The organism is Streptomyces sp. NPDC026500 (genome assembly GCF_055567635.1).
On record NZ_JBVHQB010000004.1, the window covers coordinates 417243 to 435812 of the forward strand.

The window sequence follows — 18570 nt, forward strand, 5'->3', positions numbered from 1 at the left end:
TGGGATCCGAGCCCTACGAACTTCCCCCGGGAGCCCTTAGCGTGCCTGTGCCAACCTTCCGCGATCACGGAGGTCCCACCATGCGCATGTCCCGACGCTCACTGCTCGCGGCCGGCACCGCCGCGGCGGCCCTCACCCCCCTGCCCGCCGGGGCGGCGGAGCGGGCCGCGAATCCCGGCACCCGGCTCCGCACCGGCTTCGAGCGTCTCGCCGGGGCCGGGTACTCCCGACTCGGCGGCGGGCGCGTCGGCATGGTCACCAACCCCACGGGCGTCACCCGCGACGTCCGCCACATCGTCGACGTCATGCACGCCGACGACCGCGTGGACCTGGTCGCCGTGTTCGGCCCCGAGCACGGCTTCCGGGGCACCGCTCAGGCCGGCGGTTCCGAGGGCCGCTACGACGACCCCTCGACCGGACTCCCCGTCTACGACACGTACTTGAAGAGCGGTCAGGCCCTAGCCGACATCTTCACCGCTTCCGGCGTGGACACCGTCGTCTTCGACATCCAGGACGTTGGAGCGCGCTTCTACACGTACATCTGGACGCTGTACGACTGCATGGAGGCGGCGCAGCTCGCCGGCAAGCGGTTCGTGGTGCTCGACCGGCCGAACCCGGTCACCGGGCGGTCGGCCCAAGGGCCGGTCCTGCACAAGGAGTTCGCGACGTTCGTCGGACGGCAGCCGATCGCGCAGACGCACGGGATGACGGTGGCGGAGCTGGCCCGGCTCTTCAACGGGGAGTTCCTGGCGGCGCCCGTGGAACTGGACACCGTGCTGATGTCGGGCTGGCGGCGCGGGGAGTTCTACGACGCGTCGGGGCTGCCCTGGGTGCCGCCGAGCCCGAACATGCCCACGGCGGACACCGCGCTGGTGTACTCCGGGACCTGCCTCTTCGAAGGGACGAACCTGTCCGAGGGGCGGGGCACGACGCGGCCGTTCGAACTGCTCGGCGCGGAGGGCGTCGACGGGCGCTGGGCCGCGGCGGCCGGTGAACTGGGGCTGCCCGGCGTGCACTTCAGAGAGGCGTACTTCGCTCCCACCTTCTCCAAGTTCCAGGGCAAGACCATCGGGGGTGTCCAGATCCATGTGCACGACCGGGCGGCGTACGAGCCGGTCCGCACCGGAATCGCCCTCCTGGTGACCGCGAAGAAGGTCTGGAGCGGCTTCGCCTGGCGCTCCGACAACTGGATCGACAAGCTGACGGGCTCGACGCTGGTGCGCACGATGATCGACGCGGGCGCGGGCACCGACGAGGTCGTCGCGGCCTGGCAGGACGAGCTGGAGGCCTTCCGCAGGGTTCGGAAGCACTACCTCATCTACAAGTGAGCCACCGCCCTTTTCCGCGGACGAGTGACGGATGCGTGACGAGTAAGTCGTGACGTATGGCCAACTTTCCCCGCCGGGTGGACGATGCGCCCATATCGCGCCACTCGCGGGGTCAGGGGGCCTCTCATGACGGAACCGGCAGTGAGTGTTTCTCCCTACTGGGAGCTCACGTTCGACGCGGACGGAGACGCGGACGGCCGCGAGCGGGACCGATGGATCGAGGAGGTGTCGCGACGCAAGGTCCGCGACCTGATCGTCTTCACGCACGGCTGGAACAACGACCGTTCGGCGGCCACCCGCCTCTTCAGCGGCTTCTTCGAACCCGTCCCGGGGCTCGCGCCGGCCGCGCGCCTCGGCTACGTGGGGGTGGTCTGGCCCTCGATGCGGTTCTCGGACGAGCCGATCCCCCACTTCCCCCCGTCGGTGGCCGCCGAGGTCACCTCGGACGAGGGTTCACTGCTCGGCAAGAACACCCGGCACGCCCTTCTGGAGGTGTTCCCCGGCCGCGCCACCGTGGTCGAGCAGATCGCCCGGCTGCTCGATCAACAACCCGACGAGGGAGCCTCGTTGGAGGAATTCGGCCGTCTCGTACGGCTGCTCGTCGAGGTCCGTCCACAGGGACCGCAGACCTCCTTCGCGGCGGACACCCTGGCGGAGGGCGTGCCGGAGAGCGATCCCGAGATGCTGTTCGGGGACACCGCGACGGTGTGCGCCGAGTTCGCGCAGGCGCTCGCCGGGGCCGAGGCCCCCGGTGGCGCCGCGTTCGCGCTGCCCCGGCTGTGGGACGGCGCGCTCGAACTGCTGCGCCAGGCAACGTACTACGCGATGAAGCGGCGCGCGGGCACCGTCGGTGAGCGCGGGCTCGGACGGGCGATCGGTCAGCTCGCGGCGGCGGCACCGGACGTGCGCGTGCATCTGGTCGGGCACAGTTTCGGCGGCCGGCTGGTCTCCTTCGCGCTGCGCGGGCTGCCCCCCGGAGTGCACACGGTGAAGTCGGTGACACTGCTCCAAGGCGCCTTCTCGCACTACGCGTTCGCGGCACGGCTGCCGCACGACGCACGGGCGAGCGGTGTGCTGGACGGGCAGTACAACCGGATCGACGGCCCTCTGGTGTGCTGCTACTCCCACTTCGACTCGGCGCTCGGCACGATCTACCCGCTGGCCTCGCGGATGGCGGGAGACGACCGGTCCGTCGTGGCGGACTTCGGCATCGGCAGCGCCCTGGGCGCGCAGTGGGGCGCGATGGGCCACGACGGGGTGCAGGCGGTGCCGGGGACCAGAGCGTTCACGCTCGCCGAGGCGCTGCGCACCCGGCTGCCGGTCTCGGGATGCGTGAACATCGACGCCGCCTCGGTGGTGTGCCGGGGCGGCGCCCCGGCGGGTGCGCACAGCGACATCTGTCATCGCGAACTGGCCCAGCTGGTGCTGGCGGCGGGCCGCATCCGCTGACCCAGCTCATGCCGGCGGCGGGCCGCGTCCGCTGGCCCGCCGCCGCTCCGGTGCCGATCGCCCCTAGGGGCTGTCCTGTCGGCGCCGTTCCGTGCTCATCGGTGCGAGGTGTACTCGACGACCTGCTGGAAGGTCGGCCGGTTCTGCCAGGTGATCTTGCCGTGCTTGATGCCTCCGAGCGTCCGCTGGACGATCGAGTCGGCGCACCACTGGTCGCCCGCCGAGCACTGGTCGTCGCCGGGGTAGACGGCCGACGCGGTCTTGCCGGCCGCCTCCTTCAGCGAGCTGATCAGGGCGTCCCGGCAGGCGGTGAGGCTGCCGGCGCCGCAGTACTTCTGCGACAGGCCGCCCTGCACGGACTCCCCGAGCACCGCCCGGATGTCCTTGTCGACATAGCTCCACCAGCCGTACTGGAAGGAGCTTCCGGCGTGCGAGCCGGTCGGTCCGTGTCCGGCGGACGGTGCCTCGTCGACGGGGAGGTTGTTGCCGAACGCCGTGTAGAGATCAGTGCCGAGCCCCGGCTGGAACTCCGCCTTCACCAGCAGCGGCCACCAGGCGTCCAGGATGCGGATCGCGTCGGCGTTGGCGTAGGTGTGCGAACCGGACGAGGTCTCCGTGCGTTTGGCGCCCGCCGTCACCCACGCGGACAGCTTGCTCACCGCCGCTGCGGCCGTGGAGTCGGTGACCGGGGAGCTGTTGACGACCTTCAGCAGGTCGGGGAGCACGTCCTCGGCCCGCAGATCGGCGAGCGCCGCGTCGGCCATCGCCTTCACCAGCGCGGACCTGGTCACCCCGCCCGCGGCGACCAGCTTCGCGACCCGGTCCTCCAGCAGGTTGCCGCGGTGCACCGAGCCGTCGCCCCAGGAGGCCGTCGTGTAGTCCTTGGCCTGCTTGTTGTTCCAGGAGATGTAGTAGTCCTGGTCCACCGAGTTGGGGTGCGCGGACGCCGGCGTGTAGGAGGCGGTGTTCGTGGCCGGGTCCCAGTTCTGCCACTCGTACGCGGCCTGCGCCCACACGGGGAACTCGGCGTCGACCCCGCTCGCCCGCACCGGGTTGTCACCGCTGTTGAAGTAGGCGGTGTGCGCCGAGTCGGCGTAGAACCAGTTGAAGGTGTAGTTGATGTGCTGCACCGCGCTCTGGAAGGTCGCCGGACTCTTCACGTAGTCCGGGTCGTTGAGCATCTGGAAGCCGATGATCGAGTCGGCCTCGTGCATGAAGGAGGAGCGCAGGGTGGTGTACGCGACCTTCTTGCCGCCCACGGTCGCGCGGTACTCCACGGGCCCGTACTTGGTCCGGTAGACCTGCATCCGGTACGAGCCGGCAGCGGTGCCGTCGGCGACGGTCGGCGTCCAGGCGTTGGTGCGCTCGACCTTGTCCATCGCCGTGCAGGTGCCGTGGTACAGGTAGTGGTAGTCGTCCTGGCACAGCTCGACGGCGTAGGTGTCGATGATGTCCTGGCCGGAGGTCGTCGCGCTCCAGGAGTAGTCCTGGCCGCGGCCGAGTTCGACGTACATGCTCAGGCCCGCGAAGGAGGCGCCGCGGGCGCTCAGGCCCGGGCCCTGTATCTCCTGGAGCATGAGCAGCTGTGGCGCGAAATAGCCGGTCTGCGGGCCGAAGACGGCGATCGGGTGGCCGCTGGCGGTGTACTTGCCGCTGACCACGAGGGCGTTGGACATACCGCGCTTGGCGGAGGTGAGCGACGTCCTGGCCGCCGTGGCCGAGGCGCTGGTGGCGCTCGCGGTGGCCGCGCTGCCGGTGCGGTCGTAGACCAGCTGCTCCTGGGCCACCGAGCCGGCGTCGGGCAGTGCCTCGCCCTGCGGGCTGTCGGGCCTGGCGGCGTACGGGAAGCTCTCGCCGTTGTGCACGGTGAGCGCCGCTTCCGCGTCGTTGCGCTCGCGGAACGACTCCCAGACCTTGGTGCCCTCGGTCACTCCGTACTGGGACTGGGCGGCGAGCAGCGAGAGGGCGTTGTTGACCTCACCGCCGCCTCCGGAGCCGAACAGCGAGCCGATGACGGAGGCCAGCGCGACCAGGTCGGTGAGCTTGAAGTGGTCGATGGTGCCGGCGTTGGTGATGGAGTCCTTGTGGCCGGTGAGGACGTATTCACCGGGGAAGTACCGGCCGCTGTCGGAGGCGTCGATGTAGGCGTTGATGCCGTCGATGTAGGCGTTCGCGTCGGCGAGGGCCTGGGTGCCACGGGCCCCGGCGCTGCTGGTCGCGCTGTCTATCTGGGCCTGCAGATCCGCCTCGGTGTAGGGCGCGTTGCGCCAGAACTCCTGCTCCAGGCCCTGGTTGGAGGCGGCGCCGCCGGCAAAGGGGGTCAGCTGGCCGCGTCCGACGTGCCGGAAGACGTCCATCAGCCACAGCCGGTCCTGGGCGGCGGCGAACCCGGCGCCGTACTCGGTGCCGTAGCGGGTGGTGCCGGTGATGTGCGGAACGCCCGTCTTCTTGTCGCGGACGATCGTCACGTCGGTACGGCCGCCGGGCTTGGTGGTCGAGGCGACCTGGTCCGAGGCGACGCCGAAGGAGGCGTCGTTGAAGAAGTCGTTGATCTTGGCGTCGGTGAGCGTGGAGTAGCCGGAGGGCAGGTTGCCGTAGGGGGCGAGCTGGTCCTCTGCGTGGCTGGGCTGGGTGCCGAAGGCCTGGTTGAGCAGGATCTGGGCGAGGGTGGCGTTGCCGTTCTCACCGGGCGGCAGGATGTCCGAACACTGACCGCCGCAGTAGTCGTTCGCGGCGGCCGCGGTCGAGGTGTCGGCGGCGGCCGCCGGGGAAAGCGGCGACAAAAGACCGGCAATGAGCACGCATAGGGATGCTGCCTTGAGGAACTTGGGGAATCTGCGGGGAGTTCTCAGTCTGTCCAAGGTGGTGCGTGAGGTGCTCGGTGGCATGTCAGCTCCTACCGACGGGGGGTGGGCCGGACGTTACCGCCGGTAGCCCCGAGTTGGAAGATGAGCATGCGTCAGTTTTTTGGATTCATCGCGGGTAAGGGCGCGTCGGACGGCCGGCGGACAACTGGCCGACAGCGACGGGAGGTTGGTCCAGGGCACTCGGCGGGTGGCTCATGGGGGCGTCGAAAAATTGGATGGAGCCGAATCGCTTGTCGATACGTCTACTCGACGACGTCCGTACGAGACGGCGCCGAAGTGACCGGAGTTCAGGTGCAGGTGTGACGGAGGTGCAGGGCGATGGCCGGTTTCCGGAGTCTGGCGAGACAGGTGCGAGATCCGAGGTGTGATCTGGCACTGCGGCGGTACTCACTGCGCAAGTGCCTGGAGAGGTTTGCCCCTTACGGGCATCGGGCGACCTGGGACCATCTGTGTTCCCGGGCCGGTTTCGGTCCCGAGGACCGTTCCCCCGACCCGGCGCGGCTCGTGGCCGCACTGGACGAACTGGAGGAGGCCCGCTCCGTCTGGCTCGCCTACGAGGTCGAGTTCGCGCAGCGTCGCAAGAAGGAGAAGCACGACGGGCTGCGCCGGCCGGGCAGTGTCGACGACTGGCACCGGCTGACCTGGGGCGGGTTCGGTGTCGCCTGGTGCGACAACCCCCGTGTCCACCCCCATGAACCACTGGCCGAGGTGCTGCGCCGACTGATCGCCGCACTGGAGCGCGAGCCGGGCGCCGTCTGCCCGGTGTGCGCCGGTGAGCGCCTCGTATGGATGTACGACCTGGCCCACGAACCGTCGTCGGGTCCCGTCTGCACGAGCTGCGGAATCGTGGTGCCGCGGCCCGTCCTGACCCCGGAAGCGCTGGCCGGCGCCAGGCGCGTACGGCTGCTCGTGTCCGCGTGAGTGCCCCGCCGGGCCGGGCGGCCGGAACTCCGCCGGGCTGAGCGGCACCGGGCAGGGGAACTGCGGGTGAGCCGTCGGCCGCGGAAAGTCCGTGGCCGGGCGCGCAGTTCCCGGCGCCCGGGTTGTCAGGGGTGTCCGGCACCATCGGGGACAGGGTGCCGGTCCGTCCGAACAGAGCGCCCGTGTCGGCACGACGGCGCCGTCGTGCCGATGCCGCCTGGGCGACGACCCGATCCGCGGCCGACCGTAGCAGCCGTAAATCCGCTGGTTCCAGCCGTTTCCCCCGCGGACAGTTGGGGGCGATGAAACACGGCTGAGCAACCCGAGGAGTCCCCTGTGTCGACGCTGCGCGTCACCGCCGAAGTGCTGACCGTCCACGAGCATCCGAACGCCGACGCGCTCGAACTGGCCCAGGTGGGCCTGTATCGGGCGGTGGTCGCGAAGGGTGCCTACCGCACGGGCGAGTGGGCCGTCTACATCCCCGAGCAGTCCGTGCTGCCGGCCGGGCTGATCGAGGAGCTCGGTCTGACCGGGCGTCTCGCGGGCAGCGCGTCGGACCGGGTCAGGGCGGTACGGCTGCGCGGCGAGCTCTCGCAGGGCATCGTGTGCCGCCCGAAGGCGCTGGCGGACGTGGACCTGGCGCGGGCCGCCGAGGACGGCACGGACTTCGCGGAGTTCCTCGGCATCGTGAAATGGGTCCCGCCGGTCCCGCCCACGATGAACGGCGATGTCGAGGCGGCACCCGACCTGCTGCCCTGGGTCGACATCGAGAACATCCAGCGGTACCCGGACATCTTCACGCCGGGCGAGCCGGTCGTCGTGACGGAGAAGCTGCACGGTTCGGCCTGCCTGCTGACCTACCTCGCCGACGAGGACCGCGTCCAGGTGTCCTCGAAGGGATTCGGCGCCAAGTCCCTCGCCCTGAAGGAGGATCCGCGCAATCTGTACTGGCGCGCGGTGCACGGACACGGGGTCGCGGAGGCCGCCGCCCGGATCGCCGGACGCCTGGGCGCGCGCCGCGTCGGCATCTTCGGCGAGGTGTACGGGGCCGGCGTGCAGGATCTGTCGTACGGCGCCGACGGGCGCCGCGAGACGATCGGCTACGCCGTGTTCGACGTGTCCGCGGAGATCGACGGCGAGGTCCGCTGGCTGGACGCGCAGGAGCTGCTGACGGGTGAACTCCCGCTGGTGCCAAGGCTGTACGAGGGTCCGTACGACGTCGAGCGCGTCCTGGAGATCGCCTCCGGCCGGGAGACGGTGTCCGGTCGCGAGCTGCATCTGCGCGAGGGCGTCGTGATCCGCCCCGGGGCTCCCGCCCCCGACGGACCGGAAGGAACCTTCGTGGCCGCCGAGCGGTACAGCCCGGTGACGGGCGGACGCGCCATCGCGAAGGCGGTCAGCCCGGCGTACCTGACCCGCAAGGGCGGCACGGAGTACGAGTAGGGCGGGGGACGCGCAGTACAGGTGGGCCGGGACGCGAAACCGCGCAGTACGGGTGGGCCGGGGACGCGGAGACCACAGCCCCGGGGGCGGGTGGCGCAAGCAGGTGCGGACCGGGGTGGGGCGCACGCCTGGACGGGCCAGGCCGGATACCGCGCGGACCCGGCGGGCAGGCGGGGCGGGACGCGTCGGGCGGGTGGGGCGGCGGGGGACGGCGCGTCAGCGGCAGTCCCCCACCGCCCGCTCCTGGCGCGGCCCGGCCTCGCATGCCGCCGTCCGGCTCCGCTCCGGCGGACCAGGGGACGGCTGTGTTCCGGGGCGCTCCGCCATGAGCCGGGAGCCGGCCTGGCGTTCACCGAGGACGTCGTCGGGGTTGGAGAGCACACAGGTCTCCAGGGAGAGGCAGCCGCAGCCGATGCAGTCCGTGAGGTGGTCGCGCAGTCGGCCGAGCTGCTTGATCCGCTCGTCGAGTTCGGAGCGCCAGGCCTCCGACAGCCGGGCCCAGTCCTCCCGCGTCGGGGTCCGCTCCTCGGGGAGTTCGGCGAGCGCCTCGCGGATGGTGGCGAGCGGGATGCCGACGCGCTGGGCGGCCCGGACGAAGGCGACACGGCGCAGCGCGTCGCGGTGATAGCGGCGCTGGTTGCCCGAGGTGCGGCGGCTGCTGATCAGGCCCTTGGACTCGTAGAAGTGGAGGGCGGAGACGGCCGCGCCGCTGCGGGCCGACAGCTGTCCGACGGTCAGCTCGTGGATCGTCTCAGGGATCTGGGGCACCTCTCCAACCTACCCACCGTCACACGTCCGGTCCGTTGACATGCGCCTCCCGGCCGACCATGCTAAGCAGTCGCTTAGACTATGAGATGCGGGAGGCCAGGGACATGGCAGAGCCGAGGACGTTCGCGACGGTCGACGAGCTGCGGGGCGCCGTGGGCGAACAGCTGGGGTACACGGACTGGGTCGAGATCGAGCAGAAGCGGATCGACCTCTTCGCGGAGGCCACCGGCGATCACCAGTGGATCCACGTCGATCCCGAGAAGGCCGCGACGGGTCCGTTCGGCACCACGATCGCGCACGGTTATCTCACCCTGTCGCTGCTGCCGCTCTTCGGCCCGCAGCTGATCAGCGTCGAGGGCGTGAAGATGGGCGTCAACTACGGGACGAACAAGGTCCGCTTCCCCGCCCCCGTACCGGTCGGCTCGCGGCTGCGCGCCACCGCGACGATCACTGCGGTGGACGACGTGCCCGGCGGGGTCCAGGTCTCCGTGGCCTTCACCGTGGAGCGCGAGGGCGGCGACAAGCCGGTCTGCGTCGCGGAGTCGGTCTCGCGCTACTACCTCTGAGCCGTTCCCGAGCCCGCGACGCCGCCCCTCCGGGAAAGACCAGGAGGGGCTCAGGTCCGGGAAAGGACAGGTTCGCGTCAGGCCCGGGGGCCTACTCCTTGTACCCCACCATCCGCCGGACCAGGTCGGCGTAGAGCGCACCGACCTCGTCCGGCGTGCGAGGGCCGTCGACGTTGAACCAGCGGGCCACGTCGATGCACAGGGACAGCACGGCGAGCGTGGTGCCGGGCACGTCCGGGACGTCGAAGTCGCCGGTCGCGACGCCGTCCTGGACGATGCTGCGGACCTCCGCGTCGACCTGGCGGCGCAGGTCGATGATCTCGGCGCGCGCGTCGGGCCCGAGGGCGTCGAGTTCGTACTGGACCACACGGGCGGTGGTGTGCTGGCCCGCGTGCCACCGGACGAATGACCGTACGGCGTCGGTGAGCCGCTCGGCGGCCGTGCCCTCGCCCGCGGCCGCGGTGCGCACGATGTCCAGCGCCTTGTCGTGGCCGATCCGGCTGATCCGGTGGAGCAGCTCTTCCTTGGTCTTGTAATGGATGTACAGCGCGGCCGGGCTCATGCCCGCGCGGCCCGCGATGTCCCGGGTCGTCGTCGCGTGGTACCCGCGCTCGGCGAAGGCCTCCACCGCGGCGACGAGCAGCCGCCGTGCCGCGTCCGGGGTCACCTCGCCCCACGGCTGCATCTCGCCGCCGGGCGTCTCCTGCGCCGTACTCATCGCTGTTCGCCCCTTCTCGACTGACAGGGTGAACACCATACCCCCGAACCTGAGCGAGCGCTTAGTATCTTCGGCCAGGTCATGGCGCGGCGGGAATCAGAGCTTCTCGAAGGGGTCGTACACCCGGCCGCCGGGGCGGGGTCCGTCCTGACGGTCGCGGATGACCTTGGCCAGCGTGAAGGACGACGTCACGAGATAGAGGACGGCGATGGCCAGGAAGCCCCGCACCCACGCGTCGGCCTGGAGCTTGAAGATGCCGAGCGCGGTGGCGGCCATCGCCACGGAGAAGGACGCCACGGCCTGGCCGTAGAAGGCGGCCGTGTTCTGCTGTTTGACAGGTGTCTCGCTCATGGGAAAAGGATCGGCGGATGTGGCCGCCGCCACATCCGCCGTCGTACTCAGGTACTCAGACACGTACTCAGGGTCAGAACGCCGAGACACCCGTCAGAGCGCGCCCGATGACCAGCTTCTGGATCTGGCTGGTTCCTTCGTAGAGGGTCATCACGCGGGCGTCGCGCAGCAGTTTGCCGACCGGGTACTCGTCGATGTAGCCGTAACCGCCGAAGACCTGGAGGGCGTTGTTCGCGGCGCGCACGGCGGCCTCGGAGGCGAAGAGCTTGGCCTTCGAGGACTCGGTGGCGAACGGCAGCCCGCGGTCTATGAGATCGGCGACCCGCCAGGTCAGCAGCCGCGCCGCGTCCACGTCGACGGCGATGTCGCTGAGCAGTTCCTGGACGAGCTGGTGGTGCGCGATCGTCTTGCCGAACTGCTCCCGCTCGGTCGCGTACGTCACCGCCGCATCCAGAGCCGCCTGGGCGATGCCGACGCAGCCCGCGACATCCGGCCCTTGGCCAGCGCCGACATGGCCACCGCGAAGCCCTTGCCCTCGGGCGCCAGCATGGCGCTCGCGGGCACCCGCACATCCTCGAAGGCCAGTTCGGCGGTGGCCTGGCCGCGCAGTCCGAGCTTGCCGTGGATGGTGCGACGGGTCAGACCGGGGGTGTCGGCCGGCACCAGGAAGGCGGAGACTCCCTTGTGGCCCGGGGCGTCGGTGGAGCGGGCGAAGAGCAGCACGACGTCGGCCCAGGTGCCGTTCGTGATGAACATCTTGGAGCCGTTGATGACGTAGTCGTCGCCGTCGCGCACGGCCCTCGTCGACAACTGGCCCGCGTCGGAGCCGGTGCCCGGCTCGGTGAGCCCGAAGCAGCCGACGTACTCGCCGGAGGTCAGCCCCGGCAGCCACTGCCGCTTCTGCTCCTCGCTCCCCCAGTACGCGATCGTCTTGGCGACGAGCCCGAGCGAGACGGAGACGATCCCCCGCACGGAGGAGTCGCCGCGCCCCAGTTCCTCGGTGACCAGGCAGTACGCGAGGTGGTCGCCGCCGCTGCCGCCGTACTCCTCGTCGATGGTCAGGCCCAGGAAGCCGACCTCGCCGAGCTTCTTCACGATGGACCGGTCGACGTCTTCCGCGCGGTCCCACTCGACGACGTGCGGGGCGATCTCGCGGTGCACGAAGTCCTTGGCAAGCTGCCGGACGGCGGTCTGCTCATCGCTGAGCCCAAGGTTCATGCCGGGTCACCCCACAGATAGCGACATTGAAAGCCGTACATTTAAATTAGCACTGCTAGTTTACTGGTCCAGCCCTACTATGTGCGCCATGGCCCGACCGCGCAAGCCCCTCCTCAGCACCGACCGCATCGTCGAGACGGCACGGGCCCTGGTGGATGCCGAGGGCCTGGCGGCCGTCTCGACGCGCCGGCTCGCCGCGGAACTCGGGGTGAGCGGGCCCTCCCTCTACAACCACTTCCGCACCAAGGACCAGATCCTGGAGGCGGTCGCGGACTCGGTGAGCGCGCAGGTCGATCTGTCGATGTTCAACGGCGGCCGCGACTGGCGGACCGCGCTGCGCGACTGGGCCGTCTCCTACCGCGCCGCCCTGCGCGACCACCCGAACATCGTCCCGGTCCTCGCGCGCGGACCGGGCCGCAGGCCGGCCGGGCTCCGGCTCGCCGACGCCGTCTTCGGGGCCATGGTCGAAGCGGGCTGGCCGCCCGCCCAGGCCACCTCGATCGGGGCGCTGATGCGGTACTTCGTCATGGGGTCCGCGCTGGGGTCGTTCGCCGGGGGCTTCGTGGACGACGAGAGCGCGTACGACCCCGCGGACTATCCGCACCTGGGGCAGGCGCACCTCCTCGCCGAACAGCAGGAGAAGATCGACGAGCGGGCCTTCGAGACGGGGCTCGGCGCGCTGCTGGACGGCCTCGCCGTGCAGTACGCGGAGCTGGTCCGGGAGGCCTGAACGGGGCGGCGTGACTGCCCGGCGCTGCCGGTGTGGCGGGCGGACGGGCGTGGGTGTGGTTCGGCTTCTACGTGACTCCTCCCCCGGCCGGAGCCGGGGGCTTCTCGTTACGCCGTGCCGGCGGTACGACGGACCAGCCCGGCCCGTAATACGTTGAGTGCTCCGACTGTGTCGGCGTGGGCGGTGTGGCCGCAGGCGACGCAGTGGAACTCTTCCTGGGTGGGCCGGTTCTCCTTCGCGGTGTGCCCGCAGTGGGGGCAGGTGCGGGAGGTGCAACTCCGGCGCTCCACGGCCCCGGAGATCCGGGCCGAACAGGCCTGCCACCAGGCCGCCTTGGGGCTGTCACGCCCCCAAGGCAGCCCTGGGCGGCTAGAACACCACCAGTGCTCGGCCGCCCTTGCCGGCGATCATGTTGTCGAAGGCCGCCGGGATGCCGTCCAGGGCGATGTGGTCGGTGACCAGGCCGCCGAGGTCGAGGCGGCCCGCGCGGACGTGCTCCGCGATCACCGGGAGATCGCGGGCCGGGTCGGAGTCGCCGTACACACAGCCCGCGAGGGTCCTGCCCCAGTGGAAGATCTCCAGGGCGTTGAAGGTGACCTGCTGGTCCTTGCCGCCGATGCCGACGACCGTGGTGCGGCCGCCGCGCCGGGTCGACTCCCAGGCGGTACGGATGGTGACGGCGCGGCCGACGCACTCGACGGCGACGTCGACGCCCTGTTTGCCGGTCAGGGCGCGGATCTCGCGGGCGGTGGCGTCGGAGGCGACGACGTAGTCGGTGGCCCCCGCCTCGCGGGCGAGCGACTCCTTGTCGGGCGACACGTCGATCGCGACGATCTTCGAGGCGCCCGCGATCCGGGCGGCCTGCAGGGCGGCGAGCCCGACCCCGCCGACTCCGAACACGGCGACGGTCTCGCCGGTCCTGACCTTGGCGGAGTGGTGGACGGCGCCGTATCCGGTGAGGACGGCGCAGCCGAGCAAGGCGGCCTCGGTGAGCGGGATGCCGTCCGGGGCGGGCAGCAGGCAGGACACCGGCACCACCGTCTCCTCCGCGAAGGCGGCGACGTTCAGGCCGGGGTACAGATCGCTCCCGTCGGAGGCGCGATGGGCGTACACGTTTCCCGCACCGGTCAGCGCGTTGGCGCACAGCCACACCTCGCCGAGCGAGCAGGCGTGACAACTCCCGCAGGAGGGAGCCCAGTTGAGGACGATACGGGAGCCGGGCGCGACCTCGGTGACGCCCTCGCCGACCGCGACGACGGTACCGGCGCCCTCATGGCCGAGGACGGCCGGCACCGGCACCCGCATGGTGCCGTTGGACAGGGACAGGTCGGAGTGGCAGACCCCGGCGGCGGCCAGTCTCACGCGGACCTGGCCCGGTCCCAGGTCGGGGAGTTCGATCTCGGCGATCTCCAGCGGGGCACCCACGGCGGGCAGGACAGCGGCGCGAACCACGTGAACGCTCCTAGAACTGGAGGGACTTGGTCTGGAGGTACTCGGAGAGGCCGTGGGCGCCGAGTTCGCGCCCCACGCCCGACTGCTTGTATCCGCCGAAGGGGGCCAGGGGGTTGAAACGTCCCCCGTTGATGTCGACCTGGCCGGTGTCGAGCCGCCGCGCGAAGGCGACCGCCTCGGCCTCCTCGCCCGCCCACACCGCGCCGGCGAGCCCGTACACGGTGCCGTTGGCGATCCGCAGGGCGTCCTCCTCGTCCTCGTAGCGCAGGATCGAGAGGACCGGGCCGAAGATCTCCTCCTGCGCGATCGTCATCTGCGGGGTGACGTCGGCGAAGACGGTGGGGCTGATGAAGTAACCCTGCTCGCGCGGGGATTCGGGGCCGCCCGCGACGAGCCGCGCGCCCTCGGCGACGCCCTTCTCGATGTAACCGCGCACCCGGGCCTGCTGCTTGGCGTTGACGACGGGGCCGATCCGGTCGCCGTACTTCGCGGCGGCGGTCGCGGCCAGCTCGACCGCCTCGTCGTAGCGGTCGGCGGGGACCAGCATGCGGGTCCAGGCGCTGCACGTCTGGCCGGAGTTGGACATCACGTTGGCGACGCCGACGTTCACGGCCTTGGCGAGATCGGCGCTCGGCAGGATGACGTTGGCGGACTTGCCGCCGAGTTCGAGGGCGACGCGCTTCACGGCGGCGCCCGCGGTCGCGCCGATCTGCCTGCCGACCGCCGTGGAGCCGGTGAAGGAGACCAGGTCGACGTCCGGGTGCTCGGCGAGGGCCTGGCCCGCGACCGGTCCGAGGCCGGTGACCAGGTTGAAGACACCGGCCGGGACGCCCGCCTCGGCCACGGCCTCGGCGAAGAGCTGGGCGGTGAGCGGGGTGTCCTCGGCGGGCTTCAGGACGACCGTGCAACCCGCGGCGAGCGCGGGGGCGACCTTGGCGACGATCTGGTGGAGCGGGTAGTTCCAGGGCGTGATCGCGCCCACGACACCGACGGGCTCCTGATAGACGGTCGAGTTGCCGACCTTCTCCTCGAAGGCGTACGTCGCCGCCAGTTCGGCGTAGGAACCGGCGACCAGTACGGGGACGCCCGCGTGCACCGTCTGGGAGAACGCGAGCGGCGATCCGAGCTCGGCGGTGACGGTTTCGGCGATCTCGTCCTTGCGCGCCGCCAGGACGTCCCTCAGGGCGGCCAGGCGGGCGGCCCGTTCGGCCGGCGCGGTCGCGGCCCAGCGCGGGAACGCGGCGCGGGCGGCCCGTACGGCGGCGTCGACGTCCTCGGCCGTGCCCGCCGGGACGTGGCCGATCACCTGCTCGTCGACCGGGTTCACGACCTCGATCGTGTCCCGTCCGGCTGCGGGGCGCCACGCCCCGTCGATGTACATGCCGTCATGTGCCTTCATCGTGTTCCTCCCGGGCGGGGCAGCGTCGTCCGTCCCCTAAACTAGCGGTGATAGTTTTGCGGCGCCAGGGGGACCCGCCGCAAGTAGGGCCCCGGCCCAGGTCCACGGCCCGTCGCACCCCCCGGCACCCGGCACCCGGCAGGAGCAACCCGGCAGGAGGCTGCGCCACGCAACCCCCGGGATTCACTCGTCCAGGTCCGGCAGCCGCTCCGGTGCCGGACAGATCCGTTCGCCGCTCCGGTCGAAGACGAACAGGTGGGCGATGTCCACGAGGAGCGGGATCTGCATGCCGTGGCGGAGTTCGATGTCGGGCGTGGTCCGCACGACGAGATCGCCGGGCAGCCTGCCTTCGGGCGGTGCCTGCCCGGGAAGATCGGTCTCCGCGTCCGAGGGATGGTCGAGGACGACCACCGGCCCGGCCCGCAGCGTCCCGGCGCGCGCCCGCAGCCGGTCGAGGACAGTGCCGTCACGGCGCCTCCGACGCGTCGCACGGGCCGGGCGCGGCGACTCCAGCTCCGGTACGAAGGCGGGCCTCGAGCCCGTGTTGAAGTGGACGAGGACCTCGTGCCCCTGGAACTCGACGTGCTCGACCAGACCGCTGATCGCCACTTCACCCGGCCGGGCGTCCGACGGTTTGGCGAGCCGTACGGCCTCGGAGCGCAGCCCGACGATCACCTCACGGCCCTGCTGCACCCGGAGCAACTGGTGGTCCAGACACAGGGGTTCGGGCAGCCGCAGATACTGCTTGCCGAGGCTGATCGTCATGGCGCCGTCGAGCGGGGCCCGGACGAGCCCGCGCAGCAGGTTGATCCGCGGGGTGCCGATGAAGGCGGCGACGAAGACGTTCGCGGGCAGCCCGTAGACCGTGCGGGGCGCGCCCAGTTGCTGGAGGACTCCGCCGCGCAGCACGGCGACCCGGTCGCCGAGGGACATGGCCTCGGCCTGGTCGTGGGTGACGTAGACCGTGGTGGCGCCCAACTCCCTGGTGAGCCGGGAGATTTCGGCCCGCAGGTGGTTGCGGAGTTTGGCGTCGAGGTTGGACAGCGGCTCGTCCATCAGGAAGGCCGAGGGGTGGCGCGCTATCGCCCGTCCCATCGCGACGCGCTGCCGCTCCCCGCCGGAGAGCTGGTTGGGGAAACGGTCGAGGAGGTCCTGGATGCCGAGCATCCGGGCGGTGGCGTCCACCCGCGCGCGGGGGTCCTCGCCGGGTGTCTCGATGCGCAGCGGGAAGCCGATGTTGTCGCGGCTGGTCATGCTCGGGTAGAGGGCGAAGTTCTGGAACACCATCGCCATGTTCCGCGCGGACGGCGGCAGGTCGTTGGCGTACTCCCCGTCGAGCCGCACCTCGCCCTCGGTGACCTCCTCCAGCCCCGCGATCATCCTCAGCACGGTCGACTTGCCGCAGCCGGAGGGGCCCAGCAGGACGAGGAATTCGCCGGGCCGGATGTCCAGCGACAGCCGTTCCACCACACGGACCCCGCGGGTGTACGACTTGCTGACGTGGTGCAGGGAGATGGCGCGTGTCATGACGTGTGCCCCCGGGGGCGTGCAAGGCGCTGGTGCTCCGCGGCCGGTCGTCCCGTACGGGTCGTACGGGACCTTGAGTCACGGAAGCTAACGGACCGCACACGCCCGGGGGAAGACACCTAGCGGTATCGGACGGGCGGGTTCGGTACGGGCGGAAACGGACGATCGGATACCGGTCGGGCCGGGGCAGGACGCGGGCTGCGGCGGCTGCCCCGGTTCGGCGCCCGACGGCTCGCGTCAGGGGGTGCCGGCCCGCCCTCCGACCGCCGTGAGGTGGGCGAAGGCGATGAGGTTCGCGGCGTATCCGGTCTTGCGGTCATAGGCGCCACCGCAGGTGATCAGACGCAGTTCGGGGCGCCCCCGGTCGCCGTACACCTCCTGGTCGGGGAAGTGCGCCTTCGCGTACGTGCGTACGACGTCGACCGTATAGACGGCGGTCCGCCCGTCCACGCGCCGGGCTTCGACGCGTGCGCCGGGCCGGATCCGTTCGAGCGGGGCGAAGACGGCGGGTCCCGTCCGGGTGTCGCGATGGCCGACGACGAGGGCCGTGCCGCGTTCGCCCGGCGTGGGACCGTCCGTGTACCAGCCGACGGGTTTCGGATCGTCCACGGGCGGCGCGGTGAGTTTTCGCTCGCGGTCCAGCCGGAGACCGACGACCGGCGCGTCGAGGCCGAGGGAGGGAATGCGCAGGGAGGCGGCCCGGGAGCGCGGCAGCGGCGGGGGCGGGGGTGGGGGTGCGGGCCGGGCCGGGCGGACGGCCGGGGAGCGGTGCTGCCGCGGACCGCGCGCGTCGCCGCCGGGGTGGGCGTCCGGCCCGTGCCCGGCGCCCGCCGCCCCGGCCGGAGCGGGGGAGGCGGCGGCGTCGTCGGGTGCGGCGGCGGACGCCGCCGTCCCGGCGGGCTCGCCGTCCCCCGCCCACCAGACGCCGCCCACCACCAGCGCGACGGTGACCACCAGGGTCCGCGTCAGGCGGTAGGCGCGCGTCCGGTACCAGGGCCTCCGTCGTCTACGCGGCGCCATCGGAGCGTCGGCGCAGCCGCAGGAACACGACTCCACCGGCCACGACGAGACCCGCGGCCGCCGCACCGGCGACCGGGGAGAAGTTCCGCGGATGGGCGAGACCGCCGCCACCCGCGGGGGGCCCTCCGTTGGGGTCACCCGGTCCGCGCTGGTGTCCGCCGGGGCCGCCGCCCGGGTTGGTGGCTGTGGTGCTCGGCGTCGGGGACGGACTGCCGGAGGGACAGTCGACCGTGAAGACCTCGCTCGTGCCCGCGCCGTCCTCGCCCACGACCCGCCAGGTCAGCTTGTACTGGCCGTTCGGCAGGGTCAGGTTGGGCAGGGGCGTCCGGCCCTGACCGGTCGGCAGGTCCAGGCTGCCTCTGAGGTTGGCGCCGCCCGCGACCAGGGGCTGGGTCACGATGAACCAGGTGATCCGCTGCCCCCTGTCGAAGTTGAAGCCGTCGAGGTAGAAGCGGCAGACCGTCTGATCGTCCCGCCGGCTGTCGACCGCGGTGTCCGCGTCGTGGACCTTGACGTCGCGGTTGTCGCCGGGGGCGGCGACGGCGGCCGGGGCGCCGAGGAGGGTGGTGCCCGCGACGGCGAGGGCCGCGAGGGCACCGGCGCCGCGACGTGGCACGGAGCGGTACGAGAGGGACGAGGTGGACATGCGAGTTCCTCCGAGTCAGATGATTGTCATACGAATCACTTCATCTGACTACTTCTCACATACCCTCCGGAAACGGCCGCAACGGCGCCCGGCCCCCGTCGGATATCGCCCTTCCGGCGCAAGGCCGTCCCGGGCCGCAGCGCCGCCTCGCGCAACGCCGCGGCCTC

The 18570-nt window shown here is 71.4% G+C and carries 16 protein-coding genes and 1 pseudogene; 6 read left to right on the top strand and 11 right to left on the bottom strand.

Features of this window, described 5'->3' with window-relative positions; all coding sequences use genetic code 11:
* Window positions 1-80 precede the first annotated feature (80 nt).
* Both ACZ4N5_RS10130 and ACZ4N5_RS10135 read left to right on the top strand, forming a co-directional pair.
* Window positions 81-1328: an exo-beta-N-acetylmuramidase NamZ family protein gene (locus ACZ4N5_RS10130; RefSeq protein ID WP_467756625.1), complete on the top strand. Its 1248-nt coding sequence runs from the start codon at window positions 81-83 to the stop codon at window positions 1326-1328.
* 126 nt (window positions 1329-1454) lie between these two features.
* Entirely contained in the window at window positions 1455-2777 is a 1323-nt protein-coding gene (locus tag ACZ4N5_RS10135) for a lipase family protein (protein ID WP_467756626.1), read from the top strand.
* Between the two features lie 95 nt (window positions 2778-2872).
* On the opposite strand, the gene ACZ4N5_RS10140 is transcribed toward ACZ4N5_RS10135, so the two are convergent.
* The gene (locus ACZ4N5_RS10140; protein WP_467756627.1) at window positions 2873-5665 is read right to left on the bottom strand and encodes a penicillin acylase family protein; all 2793 of its coding nucleotides are present in this window, start codon (window positions 5663-5665) and stop codon (window positions 2873-2875) included.
* Between the two features lie 297 nt (window positions 5666-5962).
* Here ACZ4N5_RS10140 and ACZ4N5_RS10145 point away from each other — a divergent pair, with 297 nt between their 5' ends.
* Window positions 5963-6565 carry a hypothetical protein gene (locus tag ACZ4N5_RS10145; RefSeq protein ID WP_467756628.1) on the top strand — a complete coding sequence of 201 codons (603 nt, stop codon included), beginning with the start codon at window positions 5963-5965 and terminating at the stop codon, window positions 6563-6565.
* Window positions 6566-6901: 336 nt separating this feature from the next.
* Window positions 6902-8008, top strand: a complete 1107-nt coding sequence (locus ACZ4N5_RS10150) for an RNA ligase (ATP) (RefSeq protein WP_467756629.1) — start codon at window positions 6902-6904, stop codon at window positions 8006-8008.
* Between the two features lie 216 nt (window positions 8009-8224).
* Here the strand turns inward: ACZ4N5_RS10150 and soxR are convergent, their stop codons facing one another.
* Window positions 8225-8776, bottom strand: a complete 552-nt coding sequence (gene soxR / locus ACZ4N5_RS10155) for a redox-sensitive transcriptional activator SoxR (RefSeq protein ID WP_467756630.1) — start codon at window positions 8774-8776, stop codon at window positions 8225-8227.
* Between the two features lie 104 nt (window positions 8777-8880).
* Here soxR and ACZ4N5_RS10160 point away from each other — a divergent pair, with 104 nt between their 5' ends.
* Window positions 8881-9342 (top strand): MaoC family dehydratase, encoded by a 462-nt coding sequence (locus ACZ4N5_RS10160; RefSeq protein ID WP_389082321.1) that lies wholly within the window; start codon window positions 8881-8883, stop codon window positions 9340-9342.
* 91 nt (window positions 9343-9433) lie between these two features.
* Here ACZ4N5_RS10160 and ACZ4N5_RS10165 read toward each other — a convergent pair whose 3' ends face one another.
* From ACZ4N5_RS10165 to ACZ4N5_RS10175, 3 genes and pseudogenes are all read right to left on the bottom strand, one after another.
* Window positions 9434-10060, bottom strand: a complete 627-nt coding sequence (locus ACZ4N5_RS10165) for a TetR/AcrR family transcriptional regulator (protein ID WP_467756631.1) — start codon at window positions 10058-10060, stop codon at window positions 9434-9436.
* A 96-nt stretch (window positions 10061-10156) separates the two neighbouring features.
* On the bottom strand, window positions 10157-10411 hold the full coding sequence (locus ACZ4N5_RS10170; protein WP_467756632.1) for a YiaA/YiaB family inner membrane protein: 255 nt from the start codon (window positions 10409-10411) through the stop codon (window positions 10157-10159).
* Window positions 10412-10484: 73 nt separating this feature from the next.
* A pseudogene (locus tag ACZ4N5_RS10175) lies at window positions 10485-11629 on the bottom strand (acyl-CoA dehydrogenase family protein).
* 88 nt (window positions 11630-11717) lie between these two features.
* Between ACZ4N5_RS10175 and ACZ4N5_RS10180 the strand changes: the two are divergent.
* Window positions 11718-12359, top strand: coding sequence for a TetR/AcrR family transcriptional regulator (locus tag ACZ4N5_RS10180; protein WP_467756633.1), 642 nt, complete (start codon window positions 11718-11720; stop codon window positions 12357-12359).
* A gap of 107 nt (window positions 12360-12466) precedes the next feature.
* Here ACZ4N5_RS10180 and ACZ4N5_RS10185 read toward each other — a convergent pair whose 3' ends face one another.
* The 6 genes from ACZ4N5_RS10185 to ACZ4N5_RS10210 form a co-directional block, all read right to left on the bottom strand.
* Complete coding sequence (locus tag ACZ4N5_RS10185) at window positions 12467-12649, bottom strand: zinc ribbon domain-containing protein (protein WP_467756634.1); 183 nt, start codon at window positions 12647-12649, stop codon at window positions 12467-12469.
* A 79-nt stretch (window positions 12650-12728) separates the two neighbouring features.
* Window positions 12729-13811: a Zn-dependent alcohol dehydrogenase gene (locus ACZ4N5_RS10190; protein WP_467756635.1), complete on the bottom strand. Its 1083-nt coding sequence runs from the start codon at window positions 13809-13811 to the stop codon at window positions 12729-12731.
* 10 nt (window positions 13812-13821) lie between these two features.
* The gene (locus tag ACZ4N5_RS10195; RefSeq protein WP_467756636.1) at window positions 13822-15210 is read right to left on the bottom strand and encodes an aldehyde dehydrogenase family protein; all 1389 of its coding nucleotides are present in this window, start codon (window positions 15208-15210) and stop codon (window positions 13822-13824) included.
* Between the two features lie 183 nt (window positions 15211-15393).
* Window positions 15394-16737 carry an ABC transporter ATP-binding protein gene (locus ACZ4N5_RS10200; protein ID WP_467756637.1) on the bottom strand — a complete coding sequence of 448 codons (1344 nt, stop codon included), beginning with the start codon at window positions 16735-16737 and terminating at the stop codon, window positions 15394-15396.
* A 237-nt stretch (window positions 16738-16974) separates the two neighbouring features.
* Window positions 16975-17757, bottom strand: a complete 783-nt coding sequence (locus ACZ4N5_RS10205; RefSeq protein ID WP_467756638.1) for a class F sortase — start codon at window positions 17755-17757, stop codon at window positions 16975-16977.
* Complete coding sequence (locus tag ACZ4N5_RS10210) at window positions 17744-18403, bottom strand: copper resistance CopC family protein (RefSeq protein WP_467756639.1); 660 nt, start codon at window positions 18401-18403, stop codon at window positions 17744-17746. Before ACZ4N5_RS10210 ends, ACZ4N5_RS10205 begins: the two co-directional genes overlap by 14 nt.
* Window positions 18404-18570 lie beyond the last annotated feature (167 nt).

What these genes read in the sequence shown, in the direction of transcription:
- ACZ4N5_RS10130 (WP_467756625.1), top strand. Translation starts at nt 81, where the DNA reads ATGCGCATGTCCCGACGCTCACTGCTCGCGGCCGGCACCGCCGCGGCG.
- ACZ4N5_RS10135 (WP_467756626.1), top strand. Translation starts at nt 1,455, where the DNA reads ATGACGGAACCGGCAGTGAGTGTTTCTCCCTACTGGGAGCTCACGTTC.
- ACZ4N5_RS10140 (WP_467756627.1), bottom strand. Translation starts at nt 5,665, where the DNA reads ATGCCACCGAGCACCTCACGCACCACCTTGGACAGACTGAGAACTCCC.
- ACZ4N5_RS10145 (WP_467756628.1), top strand. Translation starts at nt 5,963, where the DNA reads ATGGCCGGTTTCCGGAGTCTGGCGAGACAGGTGCGAGATCCGAGGTGT.
- ACZ4N5_RS10160 (WP_389082321.1), top strand. Translation starts at nt 8,881, where the DNA reads ATGGCAGAGCCGAGGACGTTCGCGACGGTCGACGAGCTGCGGGGCGCC.
- ACZ4N5_RS10165 (WP_467756631.1), bottom strand. Translation starts at nt 10,060, where the DNA reads ATGAGTACGGCGCAGGAGACGCCCGGCGGCGAGATGCAGCCGTGGGGC.
- ACZ4N5_RS10170 (WP_467756632.1), bottom strand. Translation starts at nt 10,411, where the DNA reads ATGAGCGAGACACCTGTCAAACAGCAGAACACGGCCGCCTTCTACGGC.
- ACZ4N5_RS10180 (WP_467756633.1), top strand. Translation starts at nt 11,718, where the DNA reads ATGGCCCGACCGCGCAAGCCCCTCCTCAGCACCGACCGCATCGTCGAG.
- ACZ4N5_RS10195 (WP_467756636.1), bottom strand. Translation starts at nt 15,210, where the DNA reads ATGAAGGCACATGACGGCATGTACATCGACGGGGCGTGGCGCCCCGCA.
- ACZ4N5_RS10200 (WP_467756637.1), bottom strand. Translation starts at nt 16,737, where the DNA reads ATGACACGCGCCATCTCCCTGCACCACGTCAGCAAGTCGTACACCCGC.
- ACZ4N5_RS10205 (WP_467756638.1), bottom strand. Translation starts at nt 17,757, where the DNA reads ATGGCGCCGCGTAGACGACGGAGGCCCTGGTACCGGACGCGCGCCTAC.
- ACZ4N5_RS10210 (WP_467756639.1), bottom strand. Translation starts at nt 18,403, where the DNA reads ATGTCCACCTCGTCCCTCTCGTACCGCTCCGTGCCACGTCGCGGCGCC.